We start from the raw sequence: 26,682 nt of genomic DNA on the forward strand, positions 1-26,682 counted from the left end.
TAACCTACTTAAACATTTTTTTTATCGAGCCGAAAACTCCGCGGGTAATTTCTCTGCCTACCGTACGGGTCATGCTGTCAACCAAGACACGGCCCAGCCTTCCGGCCTCGCTTCTTTGTTTTTTATTTTGACTCTCTTCCAAACGGCGCCTTGCATTTTCTGCCCGTATTCTGGCATTCTCTGCCCTGATTAAGGCAGCTTCTTCCTTTGCCTTTGCAGCGGCCTCCTTGGTAAGGCGTTTTTCTTCAAGTTCTCTTTCGGCAACAAGCTTCTTTTCTTCAAACCGGCCCGTAAGAATTTCATAGGCGGATTCTCTGTCGATTATATCCTTGTACTTATAAAGAAGGGGAGACTCTTCAACAATAGCTTTAAGTTTTGCCTCTCCTACGGTTCCTATCTTACTCTTAGGGGGAGCTATCAGAACCCTTTGACTTACAGATGGACTTCCGTCTTCCTGTAAGAGGGAAACAAGGGCTTCACCCGTTTTAAGTTCGGTAAGGACCTTAGCCGTATCGAATTTAGGATTAGCTCTGAAGGTTTCGGCCGAAAGCTTTATGGCCTTTTGGTCTTTGGGAGTAAATGCCCTGAGAGCATGTTGAAATTTATTTCCCAACTGGCTTAAAATACTTTCAGGCAAATCGGCAGGATTTTGCGTAACAAAAAAAACTGCAACACCCTTTGAACGGATAAGCCTGATCATTGTCTCTATCTTTTCGATGAGGACTGAAGATAAATTATTAAAAAGAAGATGAGCTTCATCAAAAAAGAAAACGATTTTCGGTTTTTCCGTGTCTCCTGCTTCAGGGAGGTTTTCATAAAGCTCGGACAAAAACCAAAGCAAAAATGTCGAATAAAGATTAGGCCTTTGATAGAGGCTTGTAGAATTTAAAACATTTATATAGCCCCTCCCGTCCGAGGTAAGCTTAAAAAAATCGGCAATTTCCAAGGCAGGCTCTGCAAAAAAGTTATCGGCACCCTCTCCTTCCAAAATGAGGAGAGCCCGTTGAATTGCTCCTATAGAAGAATCGGAAATATTACCGTATTTAAGCTTTAAGTCTTTGCTGTTTTCGCCTATATAAACCAAGATCGATTTTAGGTCTTTTATATCCAAAAGAAGTAATCCATCCTCGTCTGCTACTCTAAAGGCAATGTTTAGAACACCTGCTTGAACCTCGTTTAAATTTAAAAGTTTAGATAAAAGAAGGGGTCCCATCTCAGATATGGTAGTGCGTATCGGATGGCCGGTTTCTTTTAAGATACTCCAAAGGCGTATAGGATAGGATTTAAACTCGAATTCGGAAAGACCTAAAAGGCCAAGCCTTTCGTTTATTTTTTGATTAGCCTCGCCCTTTTCGGCAAAACTGCATAAGTCTCCTTTTACATCGGGCAAAAAAACGGGAACACCCATGTCGCTAAAGGCTTCTGCAATTACCTTTAAGGTAATAGTCTTTCCCGTTCCCGTAGCTCCGGCAATAAGGCCGTGCCTATTTGCACGATTAGGCAGAAGTTCTACCCTGCTCTCTCCTACTCCGACAAAAATTCCTTTTTCCATTATAAGCCTCCTAATCCCCCAAGACTTCCATATTCGGAATCATAATGCTTTTAGGACCGAGATAGTTTGAATGTTGCACCCTTTCCTTTGAAAAGTAAAATTCTTTTTGGGCATCAAACATATTTCCCGAAATTGAGCCGTTATTTATTATGTGCAGAGCCTTTCCGTCAAAATAGCGGGCAAGCCTAAACTCGCCGCCGAAGTCTCCGGTTACTTCATCCTGAAAAAAATCGGAAAATGTTAATATTTCGACATAGGGTTCTTTTTTTAGGTCGGCTTCCGTTTTAGCTCCTGCACCGACTTCAAAATTTATTATATTGCCCGTAGGTTCTACATTTAAGTAATGAGCAAACTTTATAGAGCCGTGGTAAGTTTTTACAATGCCGTCCTTATAAAGCTCATGCTCTTTTAAAAGAAGACCGTCCCCGTCGTAGGGAGCGGAATAAGGAGATCCCGCCATATTGGGAACGAGCTTGATGTTAACCTTGTCTCCTTTTACCCCGCTTCCTTGAAAGTTTTCTCCCAACTTAGCAGCGGAAGACTTTGTATAAACCATTGAAGCGGAGGCTTGCAAAATATAAAAGTCAAAAAAAGAAGCGGCTGCCGTATTTGTGATTATTACATTGACCGATTTAAGGTGCTTGGCTTTTTCGGCGAGAGCCCTTTCTTCAGTTTCCTTTAATTGCTCCGAAACCATATTATCTATGAGCTTTTCACTTTCAGTCGAAAAAGAATTGTCCCCGTAAATTTCAACTTCTTCTTTACCGATAGAACAATCCGTTATAACTTCGATATAGCCCTTGTATTTTTTAAACCGAACATCCACACCTTCGGAGTTTAATATTTGAACTTCCATGTTGTCGATAAAAATTTCGGTAGAATTGATTTCGGCCTTCGTATCCCGCTTTTTATAAATTGCTTTTTGAATCTTGACCAATTCTTCATTTAAGTTTTCGGTATCGAATGAAGAAGAAAGACTAAAGGGCTTTTCGGAAGAAGGACGGCTAAGAGGATACCATTCGTTTTTAACAAATTGGGCGGCAAAAGCAGCCTCTTCAATTTTTTTGTTTATTTCCTCCTCGTCCATTGTGGGCGAAAGGCTTACATCGGCAGAACCCCTGTATTTTTTTCCGGCCTCTTCAAAATCTTTATAAACCGTGAGCGAGGTATGAAGAACATTTTTTGCACGGTTCATATCCATCTTATCCCTTACCAAAAACATCTCACCCGATCTTATCTTTGTAAGAACAAGCCTGTATCCGTCTATGTTTTTTTTATTCTTTAAAATAGAAATTATCTTATCTTTCATTATCCAAGTCTCCCGCGTGCCTTAATATATCCGCCTCCTGCAGAGGTTCTTACATATTCTTTATAACCCTTTCCGCAAAAACCTGAACCGCCGAGCTCAAAGTCTTCATCGCCTGAAATCATAGAAATCGAGGAAAGAAGTTCGGGAACATAGCCGGTCAAAAAAATCGGGCCGACTATTTTACCTGTAAGTTTTCCGTCCTTTATTTCGTATCCCTTTTCGACCGCACATTGAATACCCCAGTTTTTAGGATCTTCCATTCCGCTAAAATAGCCGTCCAAAAGATAGCCAAAATCGACCGATTTTATCATCTCATCGAGGGAAGAATTTTTTGTACTGAAAAATGTGTTGGTCATTCGGGTGTATGCCTTGCGCTCAAAGGATTCCCTTTTGCCGTTACCTGTGGGTTTTATACCTAAGCTCAAGGCCGAAAGGGTGTCACAGATTCCCCGCTTTAAAATTCCTTTTTCGATAATCCGCGTATCTTGAGCCAAGACTCCTTCATCATCAAATAGATATGAAGAAACCTGCTCCGCAGCGGCAGCCCCGTCGTGCATATCGGTAATTTCGGAAGCGACCTTTTTGCCGATAAACTCCTTAGCCTTTGCACGGTTTTTAACGAACATATCCATCTCGACCCCATGGCCGAAGGCTTCATGGGCTATAAGGCCCGTAACATTTTGCTTACAGATAATATCGTAAACTCCCGGCTTAATCCTTTCGGCATCCAAAAGCTCCTTTACAGCATCAATGCTTTTTTTGATATTGTCTTCAACCTTGTGTAAAATTTCCATACCGCAGTTTCCCGAAAAAGCTTGGTAACTGTACTTTACAGCTTCGCCCTTTTTTAAATAAGGAATAAGATAAGAAATTGCATAAGCATAGGCCTGTTCCAAATCTTTTTTTTGCGAAAGGAAGATTTTACAAACGGAAACCTCTTCATACCTGACCTGAAAATCTATCATTTCGGGGCAATAGTCAAATCCCTTTTTCATTACGGATTCAAGCCTTTTTATTTTTTGCTCGTCATTCATCGAATCAAAACTTTCTTTTACTTCGGCATAAAAACTTTTTGTTAAAGCCTCTTCCTCGATTACGGGATACTTAATTCTTTCAAGGTTTTTCGATTTTAAAAACTCGATATCGGTTTTTGCAATACGCCTGATTTCTTTTTTGATATTTTCGGCATCAATTACATCGAAAGAATATTCCGAATATCCAAGGCCGTTATAAACCCGCAAGACAAAACCCCTTTCGGTCGAAAAAGAATCCCCAACCGAAACAGCCGTTTTGCGTACCGAATAAGATTTTCCCTTTGAGTCAGTCCCCAAAATTGAAACATACTCAAATTCTTTAGAAAGTTCTTCTATCAGTTTTTTTAAGACAGGTTTACTGTCCGTTAAAAACTTACTCATCTTTTGCTTCATTTTTATAATACCTCCAAATTGGGCTTAAAGTTCAAATAAAATTATTAATTTTTCTCTATCAGCTTTGCCAAGTTTTCTGACGTGAAGCCTAGGTGTTCTGCGACCTTGGCTCCGGGGGCTGAGGTGCCGAAGCGCTCAATCGAAAAATTGTCGCACTTGCAGCCCGTCCAGCCTTCCCAGCCTTGGGCGACTCCCGCCTCGGCGGTAACGACACGGATATGCTTTTTACATCCGCCTAAAACTCCATGTTTAAAATCCTTAGGCGAGTTTTCAAACCTTTCTTTAGACATAACGGAAACAACTCTGACCTTTTTATCCTTTACAAGACTTGCAGCCTTTACTGCCATACTTACCTCGGAACCCGTAGCCAAGACTGTTACATCAGGAGTCCTTTCCGGCTTGCCTACCGTACAGCCTGAGGCCGAAGCCTCTACATCCTTTACAATGTATGCACCGTTTTTAATCGATTCCCTCCAAAAAAGATCGCTCTTTTCCAAGACAGGTAAATTTTGGCGGCTCAAGATCAAGCAGACGGGGCCGTCCTTGTGTAAGAGAGCCTGCTTCCACGCCTCCCCTGTTTCCTCCGCATCGGCAGGGCGTAAAACAAGCACATTCGGAATAGCCCGCAATGAGGCTAAAAGTTCTACGGGCTGATGGGTGGGGCCGTCCTCCCCTACAAAGATTGAATCATGGGTAAAAACATAGATTGAAGGAAGCTTCATCAGGGCTGCAAGACGAAGTGCCGGGCGTAAATAATCGGCAAAGACCAAGAAGGTCGCACAAAATGCCCTAAAACCTCCGTGAAGCTGAATGCCGTTTGTGATTGTCCCCATTGCAAATTCCCTGATGCCGAAATAAATATATCTTCCCGAAGGATTTTGATGGGAAAAGGCTGAGATTCCGTCCAAGCCTACGGCATTGGGGCCTTCCAAGTCGGCAGAACCTCCGACAAGGTTGGGAAGAACTTTTGCAAACTCGTTTAAGGCCTTTTTTGAGGCGGCACGGGTTGCAAGACTCTCATCTTTTTTGAATTCGGGGAGCTTTACAGATTTTACAAGGGCGTCATCAGCTCCGCCTTGGGCAAAGGAAAGATCCCATTCTTTTCTTTTTTCGGGATTGGCCTTTGACCAGACTTCAAAGGTTTTATTCCATTCGGCTTCAGCAAGAGCCAGCTCTTCATTTCTCTTTTTAAAGAAAGCATAGGCCTCTTCTGCAACATAAAAGTCGCCTTTTCCTTCGAGTAAAAGATTTTTCTTGGCTTCGGCAATGCCGTCTTTTCCTAAGGGAGCGCCGTGTGCCTTGTTTTTGCCTGCAACCGTCGGAGCCCCCTGACCTATAACGGACTTTAAGATAATAAGAGTAGGCCTTTCATCTTTTTTGGCTTCAAGAGTCAGGCGTTCAATATCTTCAAAGGAGTACATCGAGCCCCGCAATACCTGCCAGCCGTAGGCCTTGTACCTTTCTTCGATGTTTTCGGTAAATGTTAAGTCGGTTGAACCGTCAATCGTAATCTTATTTTCATCATAATAAACTATGAGCTTTCCTAATTTTAAGTGGCCTGCCAAACTTGAGCTTTCGGAGGAAACGCCCTCCATCAAACAGCCCTCACCTACAAGGGCATAAGTATAGTGGTCTACTATTTTATGCTCGGCTGTGTTAAAGCGGGCGGCAAGCATTTTTTCGGCAATAGCCATACCTACGGCTGTAGAAATTCCTTGACCCAAGGGGCCTGTGGTAGTTTCAACACCGGGAGTGTCGCCGTATTCGGGATGCCCCGGACATTTGGAGCCGAGCTGCCTAAAACTTTTTATATCTTCGATCGAAACATCGTAGCCTGAAATATGTAAGGCTGAATACAAAAGCATCGAACCGTGGCCTGCAGAAAGCACAAAGCGGTCCCTGTCTTTCCAATCCGGATTTTTAGGATTGTGTTTTAAGATTTTAGCATACAGGGCAGCACCCAATTCGGCAGCGCCCAAAGGCAACCCCGGATGCCCTGAGTTGGCTTTTTCGATTGCGTCCATCGAAAGACTTCTGATTGAAAGAGCAATAGCTTCCAGTTCGTTTTTCATAAAAAACCTCCAAGATTATTTTTAGGTGAGGGCCGATATTTTATTTCTGATTTCGACCTTCACATCAGTATATACATAAGACAGATTTTCAAGAGACATAGACATTACTTCAATAAAATTAGAATCTTCCGGAGACATAGAAGAAACGAATTCGCTCCACTGAAAAATCTTGTCAAAAATTTGATAAATCATTAAGGCTGATTGACCATCAAAGTCCGATGTTTTTAATTTACGTTCATCAAGCTCATTAAAAAACAGAACAAGATTTTTATAAAAGTCTACCAAGTCTGCGCGTAAATCTTTTGAACCATCGTCCTTAAATGGATTATATAGGTTAACCCAATAATCGTAATGCATCTCCAAATAAGTTTTACACTTTGAAGATACGGTTTTATAGTTATTTATAAACTCCGGAATAAAGAAGTCTAAAGATTCTTTTATAAAAAGTCCTTTTACCTCATCATCAAAGCGGGCCACATAATGTGAAGATAAAAAATCCAGAACAAAGCAATCTATAACGGCCTCCGTAACAGGCCTGTTTATAGAATTAAAAAAATTGTCCTCTTTACTTTCGTTATAAGGATAATAAAACCAGCTGTTGGGACAGGCTATCGGTTCATCTAACACTCCAAATTTTTCCTCGATGCCGTAAGGCATAACACCGAATACATCCTTACGTTCAAAAAACAATTCCATCGGCGCTGCATTTTCATTAAAAAGAGCATCCTCAGCCAAAAAGAAAGCAAAGGAAAGAATCTCTTGAGTTGTCGAGTCCATAGGTAATATCTTTAAGGAAGAGCGGACGGCCGTTTCAAAGAGACTAAACCAATTCGAAATATCATCTTCTAAAAGCTCATGGCTTTCTTTTAAGATTTCAAATTCCGCATTTGCCCAGTCCTTGATATGCACAAAAAAACGCATAGGATAATCAAAATTACATTCATCAAAAACAGCCGAAAAATCCCAAGCAGTTACGGCAAAACGGGCTTCGGGATTAAAACTATCATGTAAACGGGAAAAGGTCTCTACATTTTCTTCATGGTCTTCACATAAAATATTGGAAAGATCGCTTTCGGTATATAAAAAATAAAAGGAAAAAATTCTATCAAAGCTCAAATACACCCTGCGTTTGGGGATTTCTTTTCCCTGATAAAAAAGCTTTGCCTCATGAGCATATTTATCTGCCGGCAAAAAGGGTAAAAACCTCGAGCCGGGGATAAAAATTTTCATTTCATTTTCCGTATCCGAAATTTGTACACAAAATTTTTTGCCGGTAAAAAATCCGTGCTTGCTAATCCATACCCCGTCATCCGAATCGGGATCAGGGAAAAAATACGCGAGCGACAAGGAAATTAAAAAAATACCCAGAGTAGAATCATCAAAATTTTTTAGACCGATAAAATTTTTAAGATCTTCAAGAGTAAAGGCTTCCCCAACATTTTTTAAAAATAAGTTAATTTTAGGCAATAATGGTTCTAATCGGTCAAACATTGTGCGGTATTTTAGCATATTAATCGTTTTTTTTCAAGATCGAGGAAAAAAGGTGTCGAAACTTGATTGAATGACAGAATGTGGGAAAAATGATATAATGGGATGGACGAGAAATTGACAAGTTAGAATTTAGAGGTAAATATATTAATGATGGATTTTATACATGATAGAAGCAGTAATATTCCTTTTAGCCTGCATGATAGTAAAATAAAGAAAATCATCTTTAATGACGACATATTGACATTAAAGATAGATAAATTATTTCGGTATACCGAAAATGGAGAAAAAAAATATTCCGGAGATGTCGTATTTTACGGCAGCGACTTAGATGAATGTAGTGTTTGGATATTCGACAAAATTGTTTATGAAGGAGATTTTTCCGGGAAAGCCATCGGGTTAAAAGAGTATATTGAAAAATTTTCCGGCATGGAGTTTGAAATTTTAACGGAAGGATACTTCGGGTATAACACAACATATACAGGATGGCTTTGGGAAGAAGGAAAAGAGCCTGTGTCAGCCGCTATGTATATTTGGAATACCGGCGATATGTTTTATAGGATTGATGAATAAATTAGAATCTTTAACAATAAAGGAGCATAGACAAATATGTTATTTGAAGAAATTATGTTAAATCATAGTGAAAAGAAAATCATCTATATAAACCGCCCTGCGTCTATACCGAAGATTTCAGAAAGCAAATAGGCGGTTTTGCGGCTTATAGGCTTTTGTCCTGTTTCCATGTTGGAGATGAACTGTTTTGTAACACCTAGTTTTTCGGCCAATTGTACTTGAGTAAGTTTATTAAGTGTTCGATAAAAACGCAAAGTCTTAGCAGGGGTTTGTCTTTTTTCGGCTTCTTTATACCAGTCCATCGTTGAAGCTTCAACATATTCATTTTTTTCGTCTTCAAGTATAAGATGTTCCTTATAGTAAGTTTTTAATATACTTAAAATATTTTCAGGAATATCGCCCGATACGGTAAAACTAGTATGGGGCATTTTCACGACTGCCAACATATTCGACCTCCACTATGAGTTTATTTTTTTCGCATCTCCATACCGCTACCCATTTATAAAGTAAATGGCAGTGATAGGTATTTGCACTCAATTTACAGTAGTTATGATATTTAGGCTGTACGGGACCTGATTTTTTTATGTCTAAAATTAGATTATGCAGAACATCTTGAGCTTTTTCAGGCATAAGTCTGATTATTTTATCCAATTTTTTAGGCATAACTACCGTATATTCCATATTCATATAGTAATATATTTTTTATTACTTGTCAAGACTAGTTTAATTTTTCAGTCTCTCGTGTAATTTATATTACAATATCTATAACCCGCTCCTTCCCTTGACTTTTTTTGATAATAAGTTAAAATAGTCTTATGAGTGAAATTAAAGGTTTTGAGTGGGAAGACTCATTAAGCGTAGGGTATAATACAATAGATTTACATCATAAAAAACTTTTAACCATCATGGGGCAGTTTAAAGATTTGTTCGACTTGCCTCAAGAAGAATACAAACTAAAAATCGGTAAAATACTGAAAAATTTATCCGACTATACCTATTATCACTTTGAAGAAGAAGAAAAAGTAATGAAAGAGTATGGGTATCCCTATTTAAAAGAACATGCAGAAATACATAAATCTTTTATAAAAAAAATAAGAGAAGCGATTGTGCCTTTAGCCTCCGGCAATATCGAAACGGGACTTCAATTTTACGATTTTTTGGGCAGGTGGCTTGTTGAACATATAGCCGGAGCCGATCACGACTGGGCGGAATACATCCATAAAGAGCATCCCGAAGCCCAATTTTAAGCATTCTCACTTTGACATCTGTACTTTGTTACGTCCTACTTGAAATTTGCTGTATTTTGGTCTATACTTGAAAATGTTGGAATTTAAGGAAAGTAAATGCTTGAAAATATATCGGTAAAAAACATAGCTCTAATAGACAGTCTCTTTGTAGAATTTGAAAACGGCTTAAATGTTTTAAGCGGTGAAACGGGAGCCGGTAAGTCGATATTAATCGGCTCCTTAACGTTCCTCCTCGGAGGAAAAACCTCAACAGATTTAATCCGTTCAGGTACCGATGAGGCAGCCGTATCGGGAAGTTTTTTTATCGGGAATGAACACAGCGAGGCCTTAAAATGGCTTGCAGATCACGGAATTGAGCCCGAAAACAGCCGTATTCTTATCCGCCGCAATTTAAAACAAAACGGCCGATCCAATGCTTGGATACAAAGCACGCCGGTAACAAGGAACGAACTTGAAGACTTCACCTCTCTTTTGGTGGATATCCACGGCCAACACGATCATCAATCTCTTTTTAGAATTGCAGAACACCGCCGTTTTTTGGACAGCTTTGCAGGCATAAACAACGAAGTGAAAATGTTTACCTCGCTTTATGCCGAACTTGCCGAAAAAAGAACAGAGCTTGAAAACTTAAACCTTTCCGAAAAAGAACTTGCCGAAAAACAAGAGCTTTTGCAGTTTGCCATCGATGAAATAACAAAAGCAAAATTAAAAGAAGACGAAAAAGAAGAACTGGAAGCTGAAGAAAAAAGATTAAACCAATTTGAAAAACTCTTCGAAGCCTTAAACACGGCATCTCAGCTTTTTTCCGATGAATCGGGAATAATCAGTCTTACAAAAAAGGCAATGCATAACCTTGAAACTGCCAAAAATTGTGATGAGGGGCTTGAAGACCTTTCAAAAAGACTTGAAACCGGCTATTACGAATTGGACGATATAAGATCTTCGATAGATTCTTATCTTTCAAAGCTTATCTTTAATCCTGAAAGGGTGGAACAAGTGCAAGAAAGGCTTTCTTTAATATATAAGTTGACAAAAAAATACGGGGCAACGATACACGATGTCTTAAACTATGCTCAAAATGCCGAAGAACAGCTTGAAAGTCTTTCCAAACGGGAGGCCGGAAAATCGGAGCTCGAACAGAAAATAGGAATTTTGCAGTCAAAGCTCTTAAAACTGGGAAGAATCCTATCCGAAAAACGCAAAGAGGCATCTTCAAAACTCCAAAAGGAGGTTGAAGAAGTTCTTTCCAATTTAGGAATGCCCAAAACAAAATTCCAAGTGCGGGTTGACACTCGGCTCCCTGAGGGAAATAGGCTTTCGGCAAATCCTTACGGGTTTGACGATATCGAATTTATGATAAGCCCCAATGCCGGGGAACCATTGCGGCCTCTTGCAAAGATTGCATCGGGGGGAGAGCTTTCTCGCGTTATGCTTGCCTTAAAAACGGTACTTGCAGAAGGAGATGAAGCGGACACCTTAATATTTGATGAAATCGATACCGGCATCGGCGGAGAAGTTGCGGTAAATGTAGCTTCCCATATGAAAAAGCTGTCGAAAAAAAAGCAAATTCTTTGTATTACTCACCTTGCGGTAATCGCATCTCATGCCGATAATCACATTAAGATAGAAAAGAATACGATAGGGCAAACTACCAAAACCTCGGCAGCAGCTGTTTCAGGCAAGGCGAGGCTTGAAGAAATAGCAAGAATGCTGGCCGGAGACGAATTAAGTGAGGCTTCTCTCAGACATGCTGAAGAGCTTCTGTTAAAATATGTCCGATAGAGGAGATTATTGTGGACGGGGAAAAAAGCGGAAACAGAGAACTTTATACAAAACGGGTTTATGAATATGATCAGGTAATAAACCAAGTTTTAAAACATGAAGAAAATATTCTTTCGCTTATAAAAAAAGACACATTCGGTGCCGCTTATAAAAGGCTGGTACTTGCCGATGAGATGATTTACTTGGCAACCCTTTATCTGGCCAAATTCAGGCTATCGGTAGCCCTCCTCGGCGGAAAAAACGAAAACATTCTCAATGAAGCACGAAAAACCCTGTATAAGCCCATAATCTACCTTGAAGAAATTGTAACCGACCTCATAGATGCTCCTTTTTCCGAATATGAAGAAGGAGTTGACCGGATTTCAAAGATTACCGAAAAACAAAGATATTATCTTATACGAAAACTGGGCCTGGTAATAAACTTGGTAATAGATGCATACGGGGAAAATACCAAATGGCGTTGGTCCTTTATCGACATAGAAGCCCGTTTTGCAGTAGTTGCAAAAAACATAATGGACCTAAAAGAAATAAGCCAAACAGGCTTAAACCCTCATGCGGAGGATTATGATACCGTAATATATCATCTTAGACTTGTAAAAAAACTTTTTACAAAGGCAGCCGACAAATACCGCGAAAAATACGAAATTGTTACAAACAACATAAGCGACTTCCGCACTGCAATCCTTTTTTTGGAAGGCTTAAGAAGGGTACACATGGTTTTAAATGAGCACAGGGAAGTTGAAGAAATTAAACGTAAAATCGAAATCTGGAAAGATAAGATGGAAAAAGATCTAAAGCAAAAGGATAAACCTAAAAAATGATTTTTACGACAAAAACCGTTTTAAAATTATTTGAGGCCTTCTCAATCCAGCGCTGGAACGATCTTATCAGGCCATTTGAAATAGTCGAAATGGATAAAACAGCCGAAAAGACCTTTTTAGCCTATATAATCGGAAAATACGAAGAAAAAAAAGGTAAAAAAATCGATTGGGATAGGATAATCGACGGTTCCGTTTTCGATATTTTAAGAAAAATAGCCCTTTGCGATATAAAGGCACCGGTGCAAAGAAGAATACGAAAAGAATACCCTGAAGAATACAAAAAAATTAACGAATGGATATTCGAAAAATATAATGATATTTTTCCCGACGGAGAATTTAAGGCTAAATTTCATTCTTACCTTTTTGAAGAACCCGATAAAGACGATATAACATGGAAGGTTTCACGGGCAGCTCATAAATATTCTACAATAAGAGAATTTGAAATGCTTAAACCGGTAAACGAAGCTTTCCGTTTAACCGAAATTGACGGCTTTTTAAAGGAAGAAATCTGCGAGTTTATGGATTTAACAGGCATTCAACTTCTCCTTGCAAACCAAAATCCTCATAAACTTATAACCGAAATAGAAAAATTGAGATTTCAGATCCGCTGGAATCAGACGCCGAGAGTTCCTCCGACAACAGTGCTGGGCCACTCCTTTTATGTTGCAGCCCTAACCCTTTTAATGTGTTACGATTTAAACATTAATAATGAAAGAAGATATAACAACTTTTTTTCGGCCCTATTTCATGATCTCCCTGAAGCGGTTACAAGGGATATTATTTCACCTGTAAAACAGGCAACGGATCACTTGCCCGCTGTCGTAAAAGAAATCGAAGATCGCATAGTAAAGGACGAGCTTTTACCCTTGATGGACGAATCTTTTATAGATGAGGTTATGTATTATATATCCGATGAATTTGAAAACAGGGTTATTGTAAACAAACAGGTAAAAATTGTAAGCTTTGAAGAGTTATCGCAAAAATATGCCGATAAGGAATTTAAGGCTACGGATGGACGCTTGGTGAGGGTTGCCGATCAGATAGCAGCCTTTGTTGAGGCCGAAAGCTCAATCAAATACGGAATTACCTCCAAACATTTGGAAGAAGGCCGTAAAAATATACTGGGAGCTTATCCTGTAGGAACAAAGATAAATAATTTAAGCACGGATGTATTTTTTAATGCATACCGATAATTGGGAGTAGATATGAACAAGGTAGAAATGGATAGAGACATTTTTTTTCAAGAAGTAAAACAAACAGCTTTTTTTTCGTGCATGGAAGATGCGGATTTAATGCAGATAATAGATTTTTCTGAAATTCTTTCCTATGAACGAGGAGAAAGCATTATTACCGAAGGTACCGAAAACAACGGCTTTTTTGTATTATTGAGCGGAAAACTTGAAATAGTAAAAAGCGGAAAATGGGGAGATGTGAAAATAGGTATTTTACAAAACAATGCAAGTTTCGGTGAAACATCTCTCTTTAAAGATCAGCCTGCAACGGCCACAGTAAACGCCTTAGATCCTTCGACAATCCTGCTTATATCTAAAGAACAATTTACGGCATATATAAATGCTCATCCAAAGGCAGGAAACGTTATCTTAACATATATAGTTTTTAGCCTATTGCAAAAACTCAATACTACAAATAAAGAAAGGGTACAGGAAAAGAACCTTGAATTCTCTCCGGAAGATTTAGCTTTTATGGTTGATATGTTTACCCCTCCAACAGAGGCTTAATGTATAAAAAAAACATCTTAAGGCCTTTATTTTTTATTTTGTTCTCATTTTTCTGCTTTGCAGAAGATATCGTGCATATAATCGAAAAAGGAGACACTCTTTATTCTATCAGCAAAAAATATAATACGCCTATAGATTCTATTCTCAAAAAAAATAACTTAAGCGACCCTTCAAAAATAAAGATAGGGCAAAAGCTCATAATTCCGGTAGAAAGTTCTGCAAAAAACGATAAAAAAACTAATGCCAAGACCGGTCCGGAGGAGATCACCCATGTGATACAAAAAGGAGATACTCTTTATGCCTTGGCAAAAAAATTCGGCGTCAAATTTTCCGATATACTTAAACTAAATGGCCTTAACGAAAAAACGTCCTTAAAAATAGGCCAAATTTTAAAAATCCCTCAAGGAAAATCCCAAGGCACGGCCCAAGAGCAGGAGAGCAAAGCACCTCAAGACGGCAAACAAGAAAAAACCTCAATTACAAAGGCAGGCTCCGATAAGGAAACTCAGGCCGTAAAGCCGAGCACTTCTACAAAGCAAGCCGATTCCAAGCTCCTTTGGCCCGTTCCGGCCTCAAAGGTTGCCTATCTTTCAGGAAAAATCACCGGAGTCGTTATAGATTCGGTAAAGGGACAGGCCGTAAAGGCTGTAAGCTCAGGGAAAGTCGTATCCACAGGCCCTCACCGAGGCTTCGGTCAGGTCGTATTTGTTCAATCTAAGACAAAACACATCTATGTTTACGGCGGAATGGAGAAAATCGTCGTAAAAAAGGGAGATACAATCGCCGTAGGCCAAAAGCTGGGAGAGCTGGGAGTAGAATTGCTCACAGGCAAAGCAAGGCTCTACTTTATGGTCTATGATAAAAATAAGCCCATCGACCCTGCAAAGGCCCCGAGAGGCCTCTAGTTTTTAATAAAGTCAGTTTTCCGCTCAATTTCATTTTTTTACCATTTATCCGTATTTTAAGCTCGACTTTTGAGCAAAAGTGTAGTATCCTATAAGTACAATGAAATTGTGTGGAGGAAATTATGAACATTAATATTCAAGCAGTAAAATTTACGATGGACGAGGATCAGAAAAAATATCTGGATCAAAAGTTTAAAAGAATCGAATATGCGGATAATCTTATTACCGATATTCAGTGCTTTATCAAACTGGACAAAAAGTTTATCTACGACACAACAATTAACTTTAGGTGGGGGGGCACGGCCCATGTTTCAACCGAAAACTATGAGTTTGAGGCCGGCGTCAATAAAATGATGGATATAGCCGACCAAAAAGTCAAAAAAGAAAAGGACAAGGTTCAAGAAAAGAAGTAAGCTTAATTTAAGTTTTTAATTTTGGGGGAGCTCTAAAAGGGCTCCCTTTTTTATTTTAAACTCATAAATTTTAAATTATGAAAACAACCGAAAATCAGGCAAAGTCTGTTTACAAAACAGCCTTAAATGTGTATATTAAAAACATGGCTAACATAAGCTTTTCGGTGCTCAATCTTTTGGAATTAGACCTTAAAAAACATGACTCCCTTGAATTAACCTGTGTATCGGGAAGAATGGGGCTTTCCAATAAGATTCTGGAACCCAATATCAACCGTCCGGGGCTTGCCCTTTCAGGCTTTTTCGATTCATTTGCAAATGAAAGAGTTCAGCTTTTCGGACGAGGAGAATACGCCTATCTTGCCACCCTTACGGAAAAAAAAGACCTGTCCACAATCGAAAAAATGTTTTCTTTTAAGATTCCATGCTGTTTATTTTCAAACGATTTAAAACCTCCAAAGGAATTTTTAGAAATAAGCGATAAGCATAATTGCCCTATTTTGACTTCAACTCTTTCTTCAAATGAACTGGCCTTACGCCTCTTACGAATCCTATCAAATACCTTTGCCCCTAGAATTTCTTTACATGGAGTCTTGGTTGAAGTTTTCGGCCTAGGCATTCTCATAATGGGCAGCTCAGGCGTCGGAAAAAGCGAAACAGCCCTTGAACTTATTGAAAGAGGGCACCGCCTCGTAGCCGACGATGTAGTCGAAATCTCCTGCATAAACGGAAACACCCTTGTAGGACGGGGAGCCAATAAGATTATAGGCCATCACATGGAAATAAGGGGCTTAGGAATAATAAATATACGCCAGCTTTACGGTATAGGAGCTATACGGGAAGTAAAGCAGATTCAGCTGGTTGCAAAGCTTGAAGAATGGGATGCCGAAAAGGTTTATGATAGATTGGGAACTGAGGAACTTACAACGGAAATTCTTGATGTTAAAATTCCTCTGTTGGAAATACCGGTTAAACCCGGAAGGAATGTGCCGATTATTTTGGAAACGGCAGCTAAAAATGAAAGACTAAAGAGTATGGGGTATTTTTCTGCAAGAGAATTCAGCAGAAATGTTCTTAGATGGATCGAAACCGATTCTGCAAGGGCACCCTACTACACTGATAACGACACCTATTAGAAGGAATAAATTATGATTTCAAAAACTATTAAGGTTCAAAATCGGGCAGGAATACATGCCCGGCCGGCAGCTCTTATTGCACAAAAATCGAACAATTTTTCTTCGGAAATTTTTTTATGCAAGGAAGATGCAAAAATCAATGCTAAATCGGTAATAGGGATTATAACTATGGCTGCCGCCTACGGCACAGAGCTCACCCTTACCTGTGATGGGCCTGATGAAAAGGAAGCCTGCGAAGCAATCGAAACTATTTTTAACAATAAATTTGAAGAAGAATAAAATTTTTCGGAAATTAATATTTCCTGCAAAAACTTTTTATGGAGGTATATCATGAGATTTGATGATTTAAAGAGCCATGCAAGGCTTTTTTCGGAGTACACCGAGCTTAGGGTTCAAAATGACAGCTTTATGACTGTGGCAGCTGTAAACGGAGACCTTATAAACAATGTTCAAGCCCGAAAAGCCGGAGTTTGCGCCCGCTCTTTTAAGGACGGGGTATGGGGCTTTGCCTCATCGCCTGAACAAACGGACGAGGCCATAGCCTCATCTATAAAATCGGCAAACGAAAACGTTAAGTTTTTAGCCAAAAAAACGGGGAGAGGTCAAGCAGAACTTCCTGCCTTTACGGGACAAGGCACCTACGGAAAGTACGATCCTTCCAAGGATGCCGATCAAAAGGAAGCAATAGACTTTATAAAAGACCTTGAGAACTACACGGCAAAAAAATATCCCGAACTTCAATCAAGAATTTTTAGAATCTCGGCAAACGGAACCGAAAGGCATCTTATTACATCGGACAAGGCTGATGCCCACACCTATATTTCAAGAGCAAATTTAGTGATGAGCTTTAAGCTCCTCTCGGAAGGCCAGCCCATAGACCTCTACGATGTATTCGGAGGCTACGGCCAATTTAAAAATCTCTTCGATAAGCCTAATCTTTACTATTCTAAAATAGATGAAATGGTTGAAAACCTAAAACAAAAGGCGGCCGGAGTCTATGCCAAGCCCGGTATTCATGATGTTGTACTCGGCCCCGACCTTGCAGGTATCCTTGCCCATGAAGCAATAGGACATACCACAGAATCGGACTTTGTAATGTCCGGTTCCATTGCGGCAGACTTTATGAATAAGGAAGTTGCGACTCCACTGGTAACTCTAGTAGACTTTGCCTACGAGTGTAACGGCAAAATATGCCCCGTTCCGATCTGGATAGACGATGAGGGAGTTGCTGCAAAGGATGCCGTTATAATAAAGGACGGAATCTTACGATCCTATATGCATAACAAACAGTCGGCAGCCATCTTTAAGGTAGACCCGACAGGAAACGCCCGTGCAAACGAATTTTCGGATGAGCCTTTGGTGCGTATGCGGAACACCGCAATTCTCCCCGGAAAAGATAAGCTAAAGGACATGATAGCGAGCATTGATGACGGCTACTATTTTGTACGCTCATCGAATGGGCAGGCCGATTCTACAAGCGAATTTATGTTCGGCGTAGTGCTCGGTTATGAAATTAAAAACGGAAAAATCGGCAGGGCCGTAAAGGACTGCACTATAGCGGGAGTAGCCTTCGACATGCTTAAAACCGTAACAATGGTAAGCGACGATATGAGTTGGAGCAATGCCGGCATGTGCGGAAAAAAGCAGCTCATCAATGTAGGAATGGGCGGACCTGCAATCAAGTGTAAAATCGGAGTAGGAGGACGGGAATAATGAGCGGATTTGACGGAATAAAACATGCGGAATTTATCTTGGATACCCTTAAAAAAGAGGGAGCCGATAAGGCAACAACAAGGGTTTCAAAAAGCGTAAAAAGCGAAATGAATATTGATGCAGGCCGTTTAAGCCTTTATAGGAGTACCACTGATATCTCAGTTGCAATGACCTCTCTTGTAGAAACCAAGAAGGGGCATATTTCGGGAAATGATTTAAGCGAAAAAACCTTAAAAGAAGAGGCTGCAAAAGTTGTTGCCCTTTCACGATCTTCCGAAAAGGATGATGGAAACGATATTGCGCCTATGCAAAAGGGAGAAACTCTTTCCTACGGTGATACTGCACCCAATAACGAAAAAATGTATGAGAGGCTGAAAGAATTTTTGGATTATACAAAATCAGCCTACCCTACCTTACAATTAAATCAATGTGTTTTAGACTTTACAAGAAGCGAGCAAATCCTTGCAAACTCAAACGGAGTGCGCTTTACACAAAGCTCAGGCATATACAATTTTGCTGCAATGTTTTTTGCAAAAGACGGCAAGGGTACGAGCAGCTTTAACTATAGCGGAGCCGCTCACCTTAACTTGGATAAGCCCTTAAAGGACTGGGGAAACCTCGATGAGATAATGAGGGAAAACTGCGGTCAAACGGTTACCGCCCCTCTTTCAGGTTCCTTTACAGGCGATATAGTCATAACTCCTATGAGTATGATAGATTTTGCAGGTACGATGATAGGGCTTTTTATGAGCAACATGCCCCTAATTACAGGAACCTCTATTTGGAAGGATAAATTAAACCAAAAAGTACTATCGGATTTATTTACCCTCCATTCATTTCCCCGAAGACCGGCGGGTACTGAACTTGAAAGCCTTTACACCGGAGACGGCTTTAAAACCGAAAACAAAACACTTATTGAAAATGGTGTTTTAAAAGACTTTGTTTTGAGCCTTTACGGTTCCAAAAAAACAGGCCTTCCCCGCTGCGTTTCGGGAGGAGAAGGCTTAATAATAGAAAGCGGAAATACGGCAAAGGCTGATATGATTAAGAATGTCAAAAAAGGAATTTTACTCGGCCGTTTTTCAGGCGGAAGTCCTGCCGCAAACGGAGACTTTTCGGGCGTTGCAAAAAACTCCTACCTCATCGAAAACGGCGAAATTACAAAACCTCTTTCCGAAACGATGATAGCAGGAAACATCGTAAAGATGTTCAGCGATATAATTTCCGTTTCAAAAGAAAAAGTAGACTACGGAAACGCAATAGTTCCGTGGATGCATTCTACGGGAATTACAATTTCGGGAAAGTAAACGCTTAAAATCTTATAAAACCGCTTTAAGGTGCCGAGCTTACAAGTTCTATAAAAAGCTAGGGCTTGAGCACCGGGCGGTTTTTTTGAGGAAAAATGTTACCTTCTAAAGAAGAAGCTGAAAGATTACTTGAAGAAGCCTATTTAAAAAATCCAGGTCCTTGGAAGGATCACTCCATTGTTGCGGCCAAGTGTGCGCAAAAAATTGCTTCCGCATGCAAGGACTTAAACCCCGACAAGGCTTATATTTTGGGACTCCTCCACGATATAGGAAGGAGGGAAGGCGTAACAGGTCTAGCCCATGTAATAGACGGTTATGAGTATCTTATGAAATTAGGCTATGATGAGGCTGCCCGAGTATGTATAACTCATTCTTTTTCTATAAAAAAAATAGAAACCTACATCGGCAAAAACGATGTCAGCCCTGAAGCGTATAAAAAAATAAAAAAGCTTATCGACAAATACGAATATGATGACTACGACAGGCTCATTCAGCTATGCGACAGCATTGCTCTCCCTCAAGGCTCTGCAAAAATCGAAGAGAGAATGAGCGATGTAAAAAAGCGCCATGGTTATTATCCCCAAGACAAATGGAATAAACATATCGAACTAAAAAAATACTTTGAACAAAAATCCGGCTTGGATATAGATGAGCTAGGGATTAGGGTGTAGAGATTGTTTTGATATGTTCTTATTTATACAAGTCCTTTACTGCTTCAATAATACTTTTAAGATGATGCCGCTTTATTTGTGCATCGGAAGCGTTACCTTCATTAATTTCTTGAATGGGCCATTGGTTAATCGGATACCATAAATGTTCTTTTGCATATTCAATATTATCCTCGTTAATAAAATCTTTGATCGGTGTTACTCCTTCATATTCGGTAAAAGGGCCTTGACAAATATAACCGTCACAAAAATCCTTTAACATAAAAGGTTCATAACCATATTTATAATAACTTGTTTGCGATGTCAGTAAACCGAAAGGTGAAGAAGCCGTATCTACACCGAAGTGACGGTTTTCTTTAGGAAGGAGTGCCATAGCATAGTCAATTATACCGTCAACCGGTAAAACACTAGGAGCTTCATAGCCTTGTGCAGACACCCACGGATAATGCAGCGAAATAGTAAATACCTTATCTTTAATTTTTTCATATAGATAGTTTCCAAATCGAATATCGCCAAAACGGATAAAAGCTCCTAGACTTTCATCTGCAATAGGTTGGCGGTATTTGGAAAAAGCATGATGCATACCGCAATAGCAAAGCACCTTTTCTCCCCTATCGAGCACTTCGGTTTTTACTCTATACGCCCAATTTTTTTCAGAAAAATTACGGAAAATTTTTTTACGTATTTCAGGATTATTTCTATCTGCTTCCGTTTTTTGAAGAGACCAATCGAGAACATCGTTTATTCCGAGTATGCGCATTTTTTTTGAATCGGGAGGAAGTGAGGCATTTAATTTCCATGCTGCTTTAAAAATATCGCAGTACTCATGATAACCTCCAAGTCCTATACTCAAGAATGCATTTAAATTTATCTTTTGAGCCAGTTTTTCATCATATTCCGATGCAGTAACAAGAGCATCGATAAGAGGCTGATCTTCATATAAGGCAAATTCAATTGCTACAGTGTAAATTCCGTTTTCATACAACAAGGGAATTAGCCTTTGTACAAGAAGAGGATCATGTTTTATTCTATGGTTTTCGCCTAAAATAACGGCATCATGATCTTTAAATTTTTCTATAACATAGGATTCGGGTGTCATATAGTTTTGTAAAACATAATCAGCACAATCCTTAGCCTCTTTCGGAAATTCCTGTTTTGTATTATCCGAAAAACAAGAAATAAATAAAAACACACATATTGCCGCTATTCCGAATAGATAGATTTTCTTTTGTAAGTTTTTCATATTTTCCTCCAAAAATGTTTACATAAAATTCACAAGATATATAATAGCATATAAATTTTAATCGGTAAAGGGTAAGCTTCATAAATTTCAATAATTTATAAAATGTCAATTCTTTTTAATAAATTCGAATATTTTCAACATCTAAATATGCTTAGTTTTCAGTCTCGGCTAAAGTATCGGTTTTTACTTCATTAAAAGTTTTTCGCACTTTTACATATTTGATAATATCAATTATCAGGATTATGAGAGCCATAATAAAAATTATAAAATAAATAATTATTAAAAAATAAAAATATACATACTTAAATAAAAATATAAAAAAATTATTAATTGAATGAACAAGAATAGGAACATAAATATTATCGGTTTTTTCATAACAATAAGTCAATAAAATTCCGTCAAGCACAAGAGAAAACATTTTTATATTAAATCCATAACCTGGTATATGTAAAAAAGCAAAAAATATTGAAGAAATAAATACAGCAATAAATACATTGCTTATTTCTTTTAATTTATTATACAGAAGCCCTCTATAAAATATTTCTTCAAAAATAGGGCCAATGATTACGGTACCTATAAGCATAAAAGGTTCAAAGCGGGGTCTTTGCAATTTTTCTAAAACCAAAATATCATATACAGTAATATTTTTTTTACCCGTTAAAACATCATTAAAATATTTAAAAAAATTAAAAAGAAAAGTATTATCAAAGATAAATTGTATTATATAATATATCATCGTGATTGATGACAAATAAATCAAACCTTTTACAATAACAGATAAATTTAATTTTTTATAAGTAAATATTATCTTTAAATCTTTTGAATAAAATAAATAGAAAATGATTATAAACAGTAAAAATAATAAACTACCGAAAATTCCATTATATTTACCGAATAAGGTATAATAGTAATTATAAAAATTTTTAAAAAGAAATTTACCAGTGTAAGAAATTATCAAAAAAACAAGAATATACAATACAAAAAGAATGCACAGATCTTTTATTACTTTTTTATTAATATTTTCCTCCAAAGATGTTTACATAAAATTCACAAGATATATAATAGCATATAAATTTTAATCGGTAAAGGGTAAGACACATAAATCTCTTTGCACTCTTAGCGGCCGTTGCGGTTAAGTTTCCTACATCAAGCTGCCGAGTTTTTCGCGGATGAATTCGCTTTTTTCTTTTAAGCCGATTTTGCCGGTTTGGAGGATGAGGACATTCGGGGCTTTTGGGTCAAGGCTTACACGGCCTGCGGATTCTTTTATCATACGCAAAAGTTTATCCACCGAGATTTTTGATACACGGGCAAACTCTATGCGGGCGGCAGCCTTTCTTTCTTTTAAGCTTGCAATCGAAAGATGATTACAGATAATTTTTATTTCGGAAAGAGCCAAAAGACTTTCCACTTCGGAGGGGGCCGGGCCGAAGCGGTCAAGAATTTCGGAGTAGACTCTGTCGAGGTCTCCCTGCACCTTAACGGCTGCAATTTTTTTATAAACTTCCATTTTGGTTTCGGGACTTGAAATATAGGAATCGGGAATAAAGCCCGAATACTCAAGCTCGATAACGGATTCTTGAACAGGCTCATAATCTTGGTTTTGAAGTTTTTGAACAGCCTCGTCCAAAAGACGCAAATATAAATCGAAGCCTACGGAATAAATATCCCCCGATTGTTCCCTGCCCAAAAGATTTCCGGCTCCTCTTATTTCCATATCCTTCATCGCAATCTTAAAACCGGAGCCGAGCTCGGTAAAGTCTGAAATAACTTGAAGCCTCTTCATAGCAATTTCGGAAAGAGCCTTATCGTCAGGATATAAAAGATAGGCATAGGCTTTTTTGTCGGAGCGGCCTACCCTTCCCCTCAACTGATAAAGCTGGGAAACGCCGTACATGTCGGCTCGGTCTATGATGATGGTATTGGCATTCGGAATGTCAATGCCGTTTTCGATAATGGTGGTCGCAATTAAAACCTGAAAGCCGCCCAAACTAAAGCGTTCAAAAATTTCTTCCAGTTGGTTAGGAGACATTTGGCCGTGTGCCGTTTCAATCATAATTTCAGGCAAAAGAGATTGAAGCATAAAAAGAGTTTCATCCAAACTTTCAACCCTGTTATGAAGATAAAAAACCTGCCCGCCTCTCTCCGATTCCCGTCTTATAACTTCGGCAACTTTTTCCGCATTGAACTCGGCGATGACCGTCTCAACAGGTTTTCTGTTTTGAGGAGGAGTTGCGATTACGCTCATGTCCCTTATTTTTAAAAGCGACATGTGAAGGGTTCGCGGAATAGGAGTTGCAGAAAGGGAAAGACAGTCCACATTGTGCTTCATCTGTTTTAATCTTTCCTTATCCTTAACACCGAAGCGTTGTTCTTCATCGACAATCATCAAACCCAAATCCTTAAAAACAACATCTTTTTGAATTATGCGGTGAGTTCCGATTAAAATATCCACTTCGCCTTTTTTTAATTTTTCCAAAACTTTTTTTTGTTCACCCTTTGGAACAAAGCGGGAAAGACGGGCTAACTTTACAGGGAAGTTTTTAAACCTCTTGTCCAATGTTTCAAAATGCTGCTCGGTCAAAATAGTTGTAGGCGATAAAAAGGCAACCTGCTTACCGCTCATCACGGCCTTAAAGGCTGCCCGCATTGCAACTTCTGTTTTACCGTAACCTACATCTCCGCAGATAAGCCTATCCATGGGAACAGGCTTTTCCATGTCCTCTTTTACCTCAGCGATGCAGGTAAGCTGGTCATCGGTTTCTTCATAAGGAAAAGCCGCTTCAAAGGCTGTCTGCCATTCATCATCTTTTTGAAAAGCAAAGCCCGTACTCGCCTTTCTTTTAGAATAAAGGTCGATGAGTTTTGCGGCTATATCTTCAACCGATTTTTTTACCTTGTTCTTTCTATTCTCCCACGATTTGGAGCCGAGGATATCGAGATGAGGCGCCTCTCCCTCGTTTCCTATATAACGCTGAACAAGGTCGGCCTGCTCAATCGGAATAAAAACGGTTTCATCATTTGCATATAAAAGATTTATATAATCCCTTTCCGTATCCAAAATTTTAACGCGTTCGATACCGCGGAATTTTCCTATACCGTAATTTACATGAACAACATAGTCTCCCGGATTTAATTCGATAAAGGCATCAATAACAGAACTCTTTGCAGTCTTTACCGATTTTGGAATTCTTCGGCGGCGGCCGAAAATTTCGTTTTCATGGATTACCAAAATTTTTAGATCAGGAATACCGAAGCCGCCTGAAAGGTTATAAGGTAAAATTTTTATTCTGTCTTCGTGCAGAATTTCTTCGATACGGAGGGCTTGATTATCGCTTTCGGCAAATACGAAGATAGACCAATCATCATTTAAAAGATTATTTAATTCTTCGCGTAAATAAACTATGTTCCCAAAAAAACTGCGGGGCGGATCGGTTTTAAATTTAAGAGTTTTATTTTTATCTTCTTGTTCGGCTAAGGTTCTAAAATAAATCGACTTATTATATTTTTGTACATTGTTTTCAAATTGAAGTAAGATGCGTTGAGGTTCGGGATATTCCGAGATAAGAGCTTTTCGTTTTTCGTTTTCGTCAAATTGAGTTTTTGTTTTTTTATAAAGCCCCATATATTCTCTAAGTAAAATTTCCGAAGAATTTTTCTGCCTGTCATAGTCCGAATAAAAAACAGGAATCTTATTTAATTCCGCATATTCTAAAACGGAAGAAGATTTTTGAAACGCAAGAGGATAAAAAATTTCTTCTCCCTCAAAGGTTTTATATTCTTTTAAGGCATCAATAATTTTAAAAATATTTTCAGAAAATTCCGAATAGGTTTTTAAATTTTTTTCCAAGCAGTCAATACGCTCATCATTCCAAATTACTTCCTTTACGGGATAGAAGTTAATTTTTTTATATTCCTCTAAAGAACCTTGGCTTGCTATATCAAAGCTTTTTATTTTTTCTACCTTATCAAAATCAAATTGAATTCGGTAAGCCGTTTTTTCCGAACCCGAATTAGAAGCTAGGCAGATATCCAAGACCTCTCCCCTAAGAGCAAACTCGCCTCTCACGCTTACACGCGGAACTCTTATATAACCCCAAAGACTTAAAAGCTCTGCAAGGCTTAAAATATCAAGGCTTGAACCTGCAGCAATTTCTACCTTGTTTTGTTTTAAATAATCTGCCGGAGGAACCGGAGTTAAAAAAGAACGCTGACAGGTGATAAAAACCGGAGGCTTGTTTTTTGTATAAGATTCATTTCCGGATTCAAGCAGTCGGATCAGCACTTCGGCTCGTTCGGAAAAAACGGGGGCTGTCGGCGAAATAGGCCTATAGGCAAGAGAGCCCCACCAAGGCAATACAAAATTTTCTATTCCTGAAAAATCCAAGTCGGCTCTTACGGCCTCCGTTTCCTTTTCAGTCGGAACAACCACGAGGACAGGTTTACGGGTTTTGTACAAATATTCCGTTAAAAAAAATCCGAAAAGACCTCCGGAAATTCCTGTAATGTTGTAGGGATAAGAATTTTCATCTATCTCATCGAAGGCATTTTTCATGTCCTTCCATGAGCGGATAGAATTTTGTAAGGAATCTATTAGAGGCTGAGGCATTTAAATCTTTACCCGTTTGAGGGCTTCGGCTGCTTCCTTAAACTCGGGGCGAAGTTTTACTGCCGTTTGATAGGCTGCAATCGCACCTTCTTTTTCTCCGGCCGCTTCACGGACAATTCCAAGCCTATACCACCAAAGAGAATTGGAAGGCTCCAAGTGCACTGAAATGGAATAAGCGATATCGGCCTTGTGATATTTTTTTGTATTTCGGTAAATCTCTCCGACAAAAAAGTGGGCAACGCTTATGCGCTCGCCGTTGGGAGCCATCTCGATATACATTTCCATATTCCGCAACGCATCTTTATAATTTCCAAGGAAAAACTGAGCCTCGGCCAAAGTTTCGATAATTCGTGCATCCCTCCCGATTTTTAAGGCATCACTACATACCAATTCGGTGTCCTTATATCGGCCCAATCGAAAAAGGCACCATGTATATACGGCATAAGAATCCATATTCTTAGAATTTACCTTTAATTCGTTACGGCAAATTTCTATGGCGGACAGATAAGCGGTTCTGGCATCTTCGCGCCTTCCTATGGAATCAAGGCTTCGGCCCTGCCTGTAAAGCTTTAAAGCATCAGGTTTATCTTGTGCAAAAAGGCCTGCAGCAAAAATAAAAGTCAATAGAATAAATTTAAAACGTTTTCCGGTTATCATAATTTTCTCCATCCATTATTTTAC

Annotated in this window: 24 protein-coding genes; 13 read left to right on the top strand and 11 right to left on the bottom strand. The window is 38.9% G+C overall.

Translation table 11 applies throughout. The features are described from left to right. Window positions 1–4: 4 nt before the first annotated feature. From HYB91_RS06715 to HYB91_RS06735, 5 genes are read right to left on the bottom strand one after another with little or no spacing between them, the layout of a single operon-like run. A complete protein-coding gene (locus tag HYB91_RS06715; RefSeq protein WP_002677865.1) occupies window positions 5–1,552 on the bottom strand; it encodes a helicase HerA-like domain-containing protein in 1,548 nt (515 codons plus the stop codon). A gap of 10 nt (window positions 1,553–1,562) precedes the next feature. Further along, window positions 1,563–2,861 (bottom strand): metallopeptidase TldD-related protein, encoded by a 1,299-nt coding sequence (locus HYB91_RS06720; protein ID WP_002677863.1) that lies wholly within the window; start codon window positions 2,859–2,861, stop codon window positions 1,563–1,565. Next, entirely contained in the window at window positions 2,861–4,288 is a 1,428-nt protein-coding gene (locus HYB91_RS06725; protein WP_002677861.1) for a TldD/PmbA family protein, read from the bottom strand. Before HYB91_RS06725 ends, HYB91_RS06720 begins: the two co-directional genes overlap by 1 nt. Window positions 4,289–4,332: 44 nt before the next feature. Continuing rightward, window positions 4,333–6,360: a transketolase gene (gene tkt / locus HYB91_RS06730; RefSeq protein ID WP_002677860.1), complete on the bottom strand. Its 2,028-nt coding sequence runs from the start codon at window positions 6,358–6,360 to the stop codon at window positions 4,333–4,335. A gap of 21 nt (window positions 6,361–6,381) precedes the next feature. Continuing rightward, window positions 6,382–7,869 (bottom strand): hypothetical protein, encoded by a 1,488-nt coding sequence (locus HYB91_RS06735; protein WP_002677858.1) that lies wholly within the window; start codon window positions 7,867–7,869, stop codon window positions 6,382–6,384. A 129-nt stretch (window positions 7,870–7,998) separates the two neighbouring features. Between HYB91_RS06735 and HYB91_RS06740 the strand changes: the two genes are divergently transcribed. Next, window positions 7,999–8,421, top strand: a complete 423-nt coding sequence (locus HYB91_RS06740) for a hypothetical protein (RefSeq protein WP_002677851.1) — start codon at window positions 7,999–8,001, stop codon at window positions 8,419–8,421. Between the two features lie 83 nt (window positions 8,422–8,504). Here the strand turns inward: HYB91_RS06740 and HYB91_RS06745 are convergent, their stop codons facing one another. Together HYB91_RS06745 and HYB91_RS06750 are read right to left on the bottom strand one after the other, a co-directional pair. Next, on the bottom strand, window positions 8,505–8,867 hold the full coding sequence (locus tag HYB91_RS06745) for a helix-turn-helix domain-containing protein (protein WP_002677849.1): 363 nt from the start codon (window positions 8,865–8,867) through the stop codon (window positions 8,505–8,507). After that, window positions 8,836–9,102, bottom strand: coding sequence for a hypothetical protein (locus HYB91_RS06750; RefSeq protein WP_002693508.1), 267 nt, complete (start codon window positions 9,100–9,102; stop codon window positions 8,836–8,838). The genes HYB91_RS06745 and HYB91_RS06750 overlap by 32 nt, the downstream gene beginning before the upstream one ends. Window positions 9,103–9,236: 134 nt before the next feature. Here HYB91_RS06750 and HYB91_RS06755 point away from each other — a divergent pair, with 134 nt between their 5' ends. From HYB91_RS06755 to HYB91_RS06810, 12 genes are all read left to right on the top strand, one after another. After that, window positions 9,237–9,668 carry a bacteriohemerythrin gene (locus tag HYB91_RS06755; protein WP_002671531.1) on the top strand — a complete coding sequence of 144 codons (432 nt, stop codon included), beginning with the start codon at window positions 9,237–9,239 and terminating at the stop codon, window positions 9,666–9,668. Between the two features lie 96 nt (window positions 9,669–9,764). Further along, window positions 9,765–11,450, top strand: coding sequence for a DNA repair protein RecN (gene recN, locus HYB91_RS06760; RefSeq protein WP_002677847.1), 1,686 nt, complete (start codon window positions 9,765–9,767; stop codon window positions 11,448–11,450). A gap of 11 nt (window positions 11,451–11,461) precedes the next feature. After that, window positions 11,462–12,271 (top strand): hypothetical protein, encoded by an 810-nt coding sequence (locus tag HYB91_RS06765; RefSeq protein WP_002668611.1) that lies wholly within the window; start codon window positions 11,462–11,464, stop codon window positions 12,269–12,271. Continuing rightward, window positions 12,268–13,464, top strand: coding sequence for an HD domain-containing protein (locus HYB91_RS06770; RefSeq protein WP_002671534.1), 1,197 nt, complete (start codon window positions 12,268–12,270; stop codon window positions 13,462–13,464). The genes HYB91_RS06765 and HYB91_RS06770 overlap by 4 nt, the downstream gene beginning before the upstream one ends. Before the next feature lie 12 nt (window positions 13,465–13,476). Continuing rightward, entirely contained in the window at window positions 13,477–14,010 is a 534-nt protein-coding gene (locus tag HYB91_RS06775) for a cyclic nucleotide-binding domain-containing protein (RefSeq protein ID WP_002668609.1), read from the top strand. Beyond that, a complete protein-coding gene (locus HYB91_RS06780) occupies window positions 14,010–14,915 on the top strand; it encodes a M23 family metallopeptidase (protein WP_002677846.1) in 906 nt (301 codons plus the stop codon). Before HYB91_RS06775 ends, HYB91_RS06780 begins: the two co-directional genes overlap by 1 nt. A 122-nt stretch (window positions 14,916–15,037) precedes the next feature. Beyond that, window positions 15,038–15,328 carry an HPF/RaiA family ribosome-associated protein gene (locus HYB91_RS06785; RefSeq protein ID WP_002671537.1) on the top strand — a complete coding sequence of 97 codons (291 nt, stop codon included), beginning with the start codon at window positions 15,038–15,040 and terminating at the stop codon, window positions 15,326–15,328. Window positions 15,329–15,405: 77 nt separating this feature from the next. Beyond that, the gene (gene hprK, locus HYB91_RS06790; RefSeq protein WP_002671539.1) at window positions 15,406–16,461 is read left to right on the top strand and encodes an HPr(Ser) kinase/phosphatase; all 1,056 of its coding nucleotides are present in this window, start codon (window positions 15,406–15,408) and stop codon (window positions 16,459–16,461) included. Between the two features lie 12 nt (window positions 16,462–16,473). Then, complete coding sequence (locus HYB91_RS06795; RefSeq protein WP_002677845.1) at window positions 16,474–16,740, top strand: HPr family phosphocarrier protein; 267 nt, start codon at window positions 16,474–16,476, stop codon at window positions 16,738–16,740. Window positions 16,741–16,791: 51 nt separating this feature from the next. Beyond that, window positions 16,792–18,174, top strand: a complete 1,383-nt coding sequence (locus HYB91_RS06800; RefSeq protein ID WP_002677842.1) for a TldD/PmbA family protein — start codon at window positions 16,792–16,794, stop codon at window positions 18,172–18,174. Next, window positions 18,174–19,481 carry a TldD/PmbA family protein gene (locus HYB91_RS06805; protein ID WP_002677839.1) on the top strand — a complete coding sequence of 436 codons (1,308 nt, stop codon included), beginning with the start codon at window positions 18,174–18,176 and terminating at the stop codon, window positions 19,479–19,481. Before HYB91_RS06800 ends, HYB91_RS06805 begins: the two co-directional genes overlap by 1 nt. A gap of 95 nt (window positions 19,482–19,576) precedes the next feature. Next, on the top strand, window positions 19,577–20,152 hold the full coding sequence (locus tag HYB91_RS06810) for an HD domain-containing protein (protein WP_002677838.1): 576 nt from the start codon (window positions 19,577–19,579) through the stop codon (window positions 20,150–20,152). 19 nt (window positions 20,153–20,171) lie between these two features. Here the strand turns inward: HYB91_RS06810 and HYB91_RS06815 are convergent, their stop codons facing one another. From HYB91_RS06815 to HYB91_RS06830, 4 genes are all read right to left on the bottom strand, one after another. Continuing rightward, window positions 20,172–21,392 carry a hypothetical protein gene (locus HYB91_RS06815; RefSeq protein WP_002677835.1) on the bottom strand — a complete coding sequence of 407 codons (1,221 nt, stop codon included), beginning with the start codon at window positions 21,390–21,392 and terminating at the stop codon, window positions 20,172–20,174. Between the two features lie 151 nt (window positions 21,393–21,543). Continuing rightward, window positions 21,544–22,410: a CPBP family intramembrane glutamic endopeptidase gene (locus HYB91_RS06820; RefSeq protein ID WP_044910026.1), complete on the bottom strand. Its 867-nt coding sequence runs from the start codon at window positions 22,408–22,410 to the stop codon at window positions 21,544–21,546. Between the two features lie 123 nt (window positions 22,411–22,533). After that, complete coding sequence (gene mfd, locus HYB91_RS06825) at window positions 22,534–26,001, bottom strand: transcription-repair coupling factor (protein ID WP_002677830.1); 3,468 nt, start codon at window positions 25,999–26,001, stop codon at window positions 22,534–22,536. Beyond that, on the bottom strand, window positions 26,002–26,658 hold the full coding sequence (locus tag HYB91_RS06830; protein WP_002677828.1) for a tetratricopeptide repeat protein: 657 nt from the start codon (window positions 26,656–26,658) through the stop codon (window positions 26,002–26,004). It abuts the gene before it with no gap. Between the last annotated feature and the right edge of the window lie 24 nt (window positions 26,659–26,682).

It is taken from the genome of Treponema sp. B152 (assembly GCF_024181665.1).
Taxonomy (GTDB): domain Bacteria; phylum Spirochaetota; class Spirochaetia; order Treponematales; family Treponemataceae; genus Treponema_B; species Treponema_B denticola.

Excerpts from the sequence above, each read along its gene's own strand:
- HYB91_RS06735 (WP_002677858.1), bottom strand. The coding sequence starts at position 7,869 with ATGCTAAAATACCGCACAATGTTTGACCGATTAGAACCATTATTGCCT.
- HYB91_RS06780 (WP_002677846.1), top strand. The coding sequence starts at position 14,010 with ATGTATAAAAAAAACATCTTAAGGCCTTTATTTTTTATTTTGTTCTCA.
- HYB91_RS06830 (WP_002677828.1), bottom strand. The coding sequence starts at position 26,658 with ATGATAACCGGAAAACGTTTTAAATTTATTCTATTGACTTTTATTTTT.
- hprK (WP_002671539.1), top strand. The coding sequence starts at position 15,406 with ATGAAAACAACCGAAAATCAGGCAAAGTCTGTTTACAAAACAGCCTTA.
- HYB91_RS06720 (WP_002677863.1), bottom strand. The coding sequence starts at position 2,861 with ATGAAAGATAAGATAATTTCTATTTTAAAGAATAAAAAAAACATAGAC.
- HYB91_RS06740 (WP_002677851.1), top strand. The coding sequence starts at position 7,999 with ATGATGGATTTTATACATGATAGAAGCAGTAATATTCCTTTTAGCCTG.
- HYB91_RS06770 (WP_002671534.1), top strand. The coding sequence starts at position 12,268 with ATGATTTTTACGACAAAAACCGTTTTAAAATTATTTGAGGCCTTCTCA.
- HYB91_RS06750 (WP_002693508.1), bottom strand. The coding sequence starts at position 9,102 with ATGGAATATACGGTAGTTATGCCTAAAAAATTGGATAAAATAATCAGA.
- HYB91_RS06785 (WP_002671537.1), top strand. The coding sequence starts at position 15,038 with ATGAACATTAATATTCAAGCAGTAAAATTTACGATGGACGAGGATCAG.
- HYB91_RS06725 (WP_002677861.1), bottom strand. The coding sequence starts at position 4,288 with ATGAAGCAAAAGATGAGTAAGTTTTTAACGGACAGTAAACCTGTCTTA.
- HYB91_RS06715 (WP_002677865.1), bottom strand. The coding sequence starts at position 1,552 with ATGGAAAAAGGAATTTTTGTCGGAGTAGGAGAGAGCAGGGTAGAACTT.
- HYB91_RS06755 (WP_002671531.1), top strand. The coding sequence starts at position 9,237 with ATGAGTGAAATTAAAGGTTTTGAGTGGGAAGACTCATTAAGCGTAGGG.
- mfd (WP_002677830.1), bottom strand. The coding sequence starts at position 26,001 with ATGCCTCAGCCTCTAATAGATTCCTTACAAAATTCTATCCGCTCATGG.
- recN (WP_002677847.1), top strand. The coding sequence starts at position 9,765 with ATGCTTGAAAATATATCGGTAAAAAACATAGCTCTAATAGACAGTCTC.
- HYB91_RS06795 (WP_002677845.1), top strand. The coding sequence starts at position 16,474 with ATGATTTCAAAAACTATTAAGGTTCAAAATCGGGCAGGAATACATGCC.
- tkt (WP_002677860.1), bottom strand. The coding sequence starts at position 6,360 with ATGAAAAACGAACTGGAAGCTATTGCTCTTTCAATCAGAAGTCTTTCG.
- HYB91_RS06815 (WP_002677835.1), bottom strand. The coding sequence starts at position 21,392 with ATGAAAAACTTACAAAAGAAAATCTATCTATTCGGAATAGCGGCAATA.
- HYB91_RS06810 (WP_002677838.1), top strand. The coding sequence starts at position 19,577 with ATGTTACCTTCTAAAGAAGAAGCTGAAAGATTACTTGAAGAAGCCTAT.
- HYB91_RS06805 (WP_002677839.1), top strand. The coding sequence starts at position 18,174 with ATGAGCGGATTTGACGGAATAAAACATGCGGAATTTATCTTGGATACC.
- HYB91_RS06745 (WP_002677849.1), bottom strand. The coding sequence starts at position 8,867 with ATGTTGGCAGTCGTGAAAATGCCCCATACTAGTTTTACCGTATCGGGC.
- HYB91_RS06800 (WP_002677842.1), top strand. The coding sequence starts at position 16,792 with ATGAGATTTGATGATTTAAAGAGCCATGCAAGGCTTTTTTCGGAGTAC.
- HYB91_RS06775 (WP_002668609.1), top strand. The coding sequence starts at position 13,477 with ATGAACAAGGTAGAAATGGATAGAGACATTTTTTTTCAAGAAGTAAAA.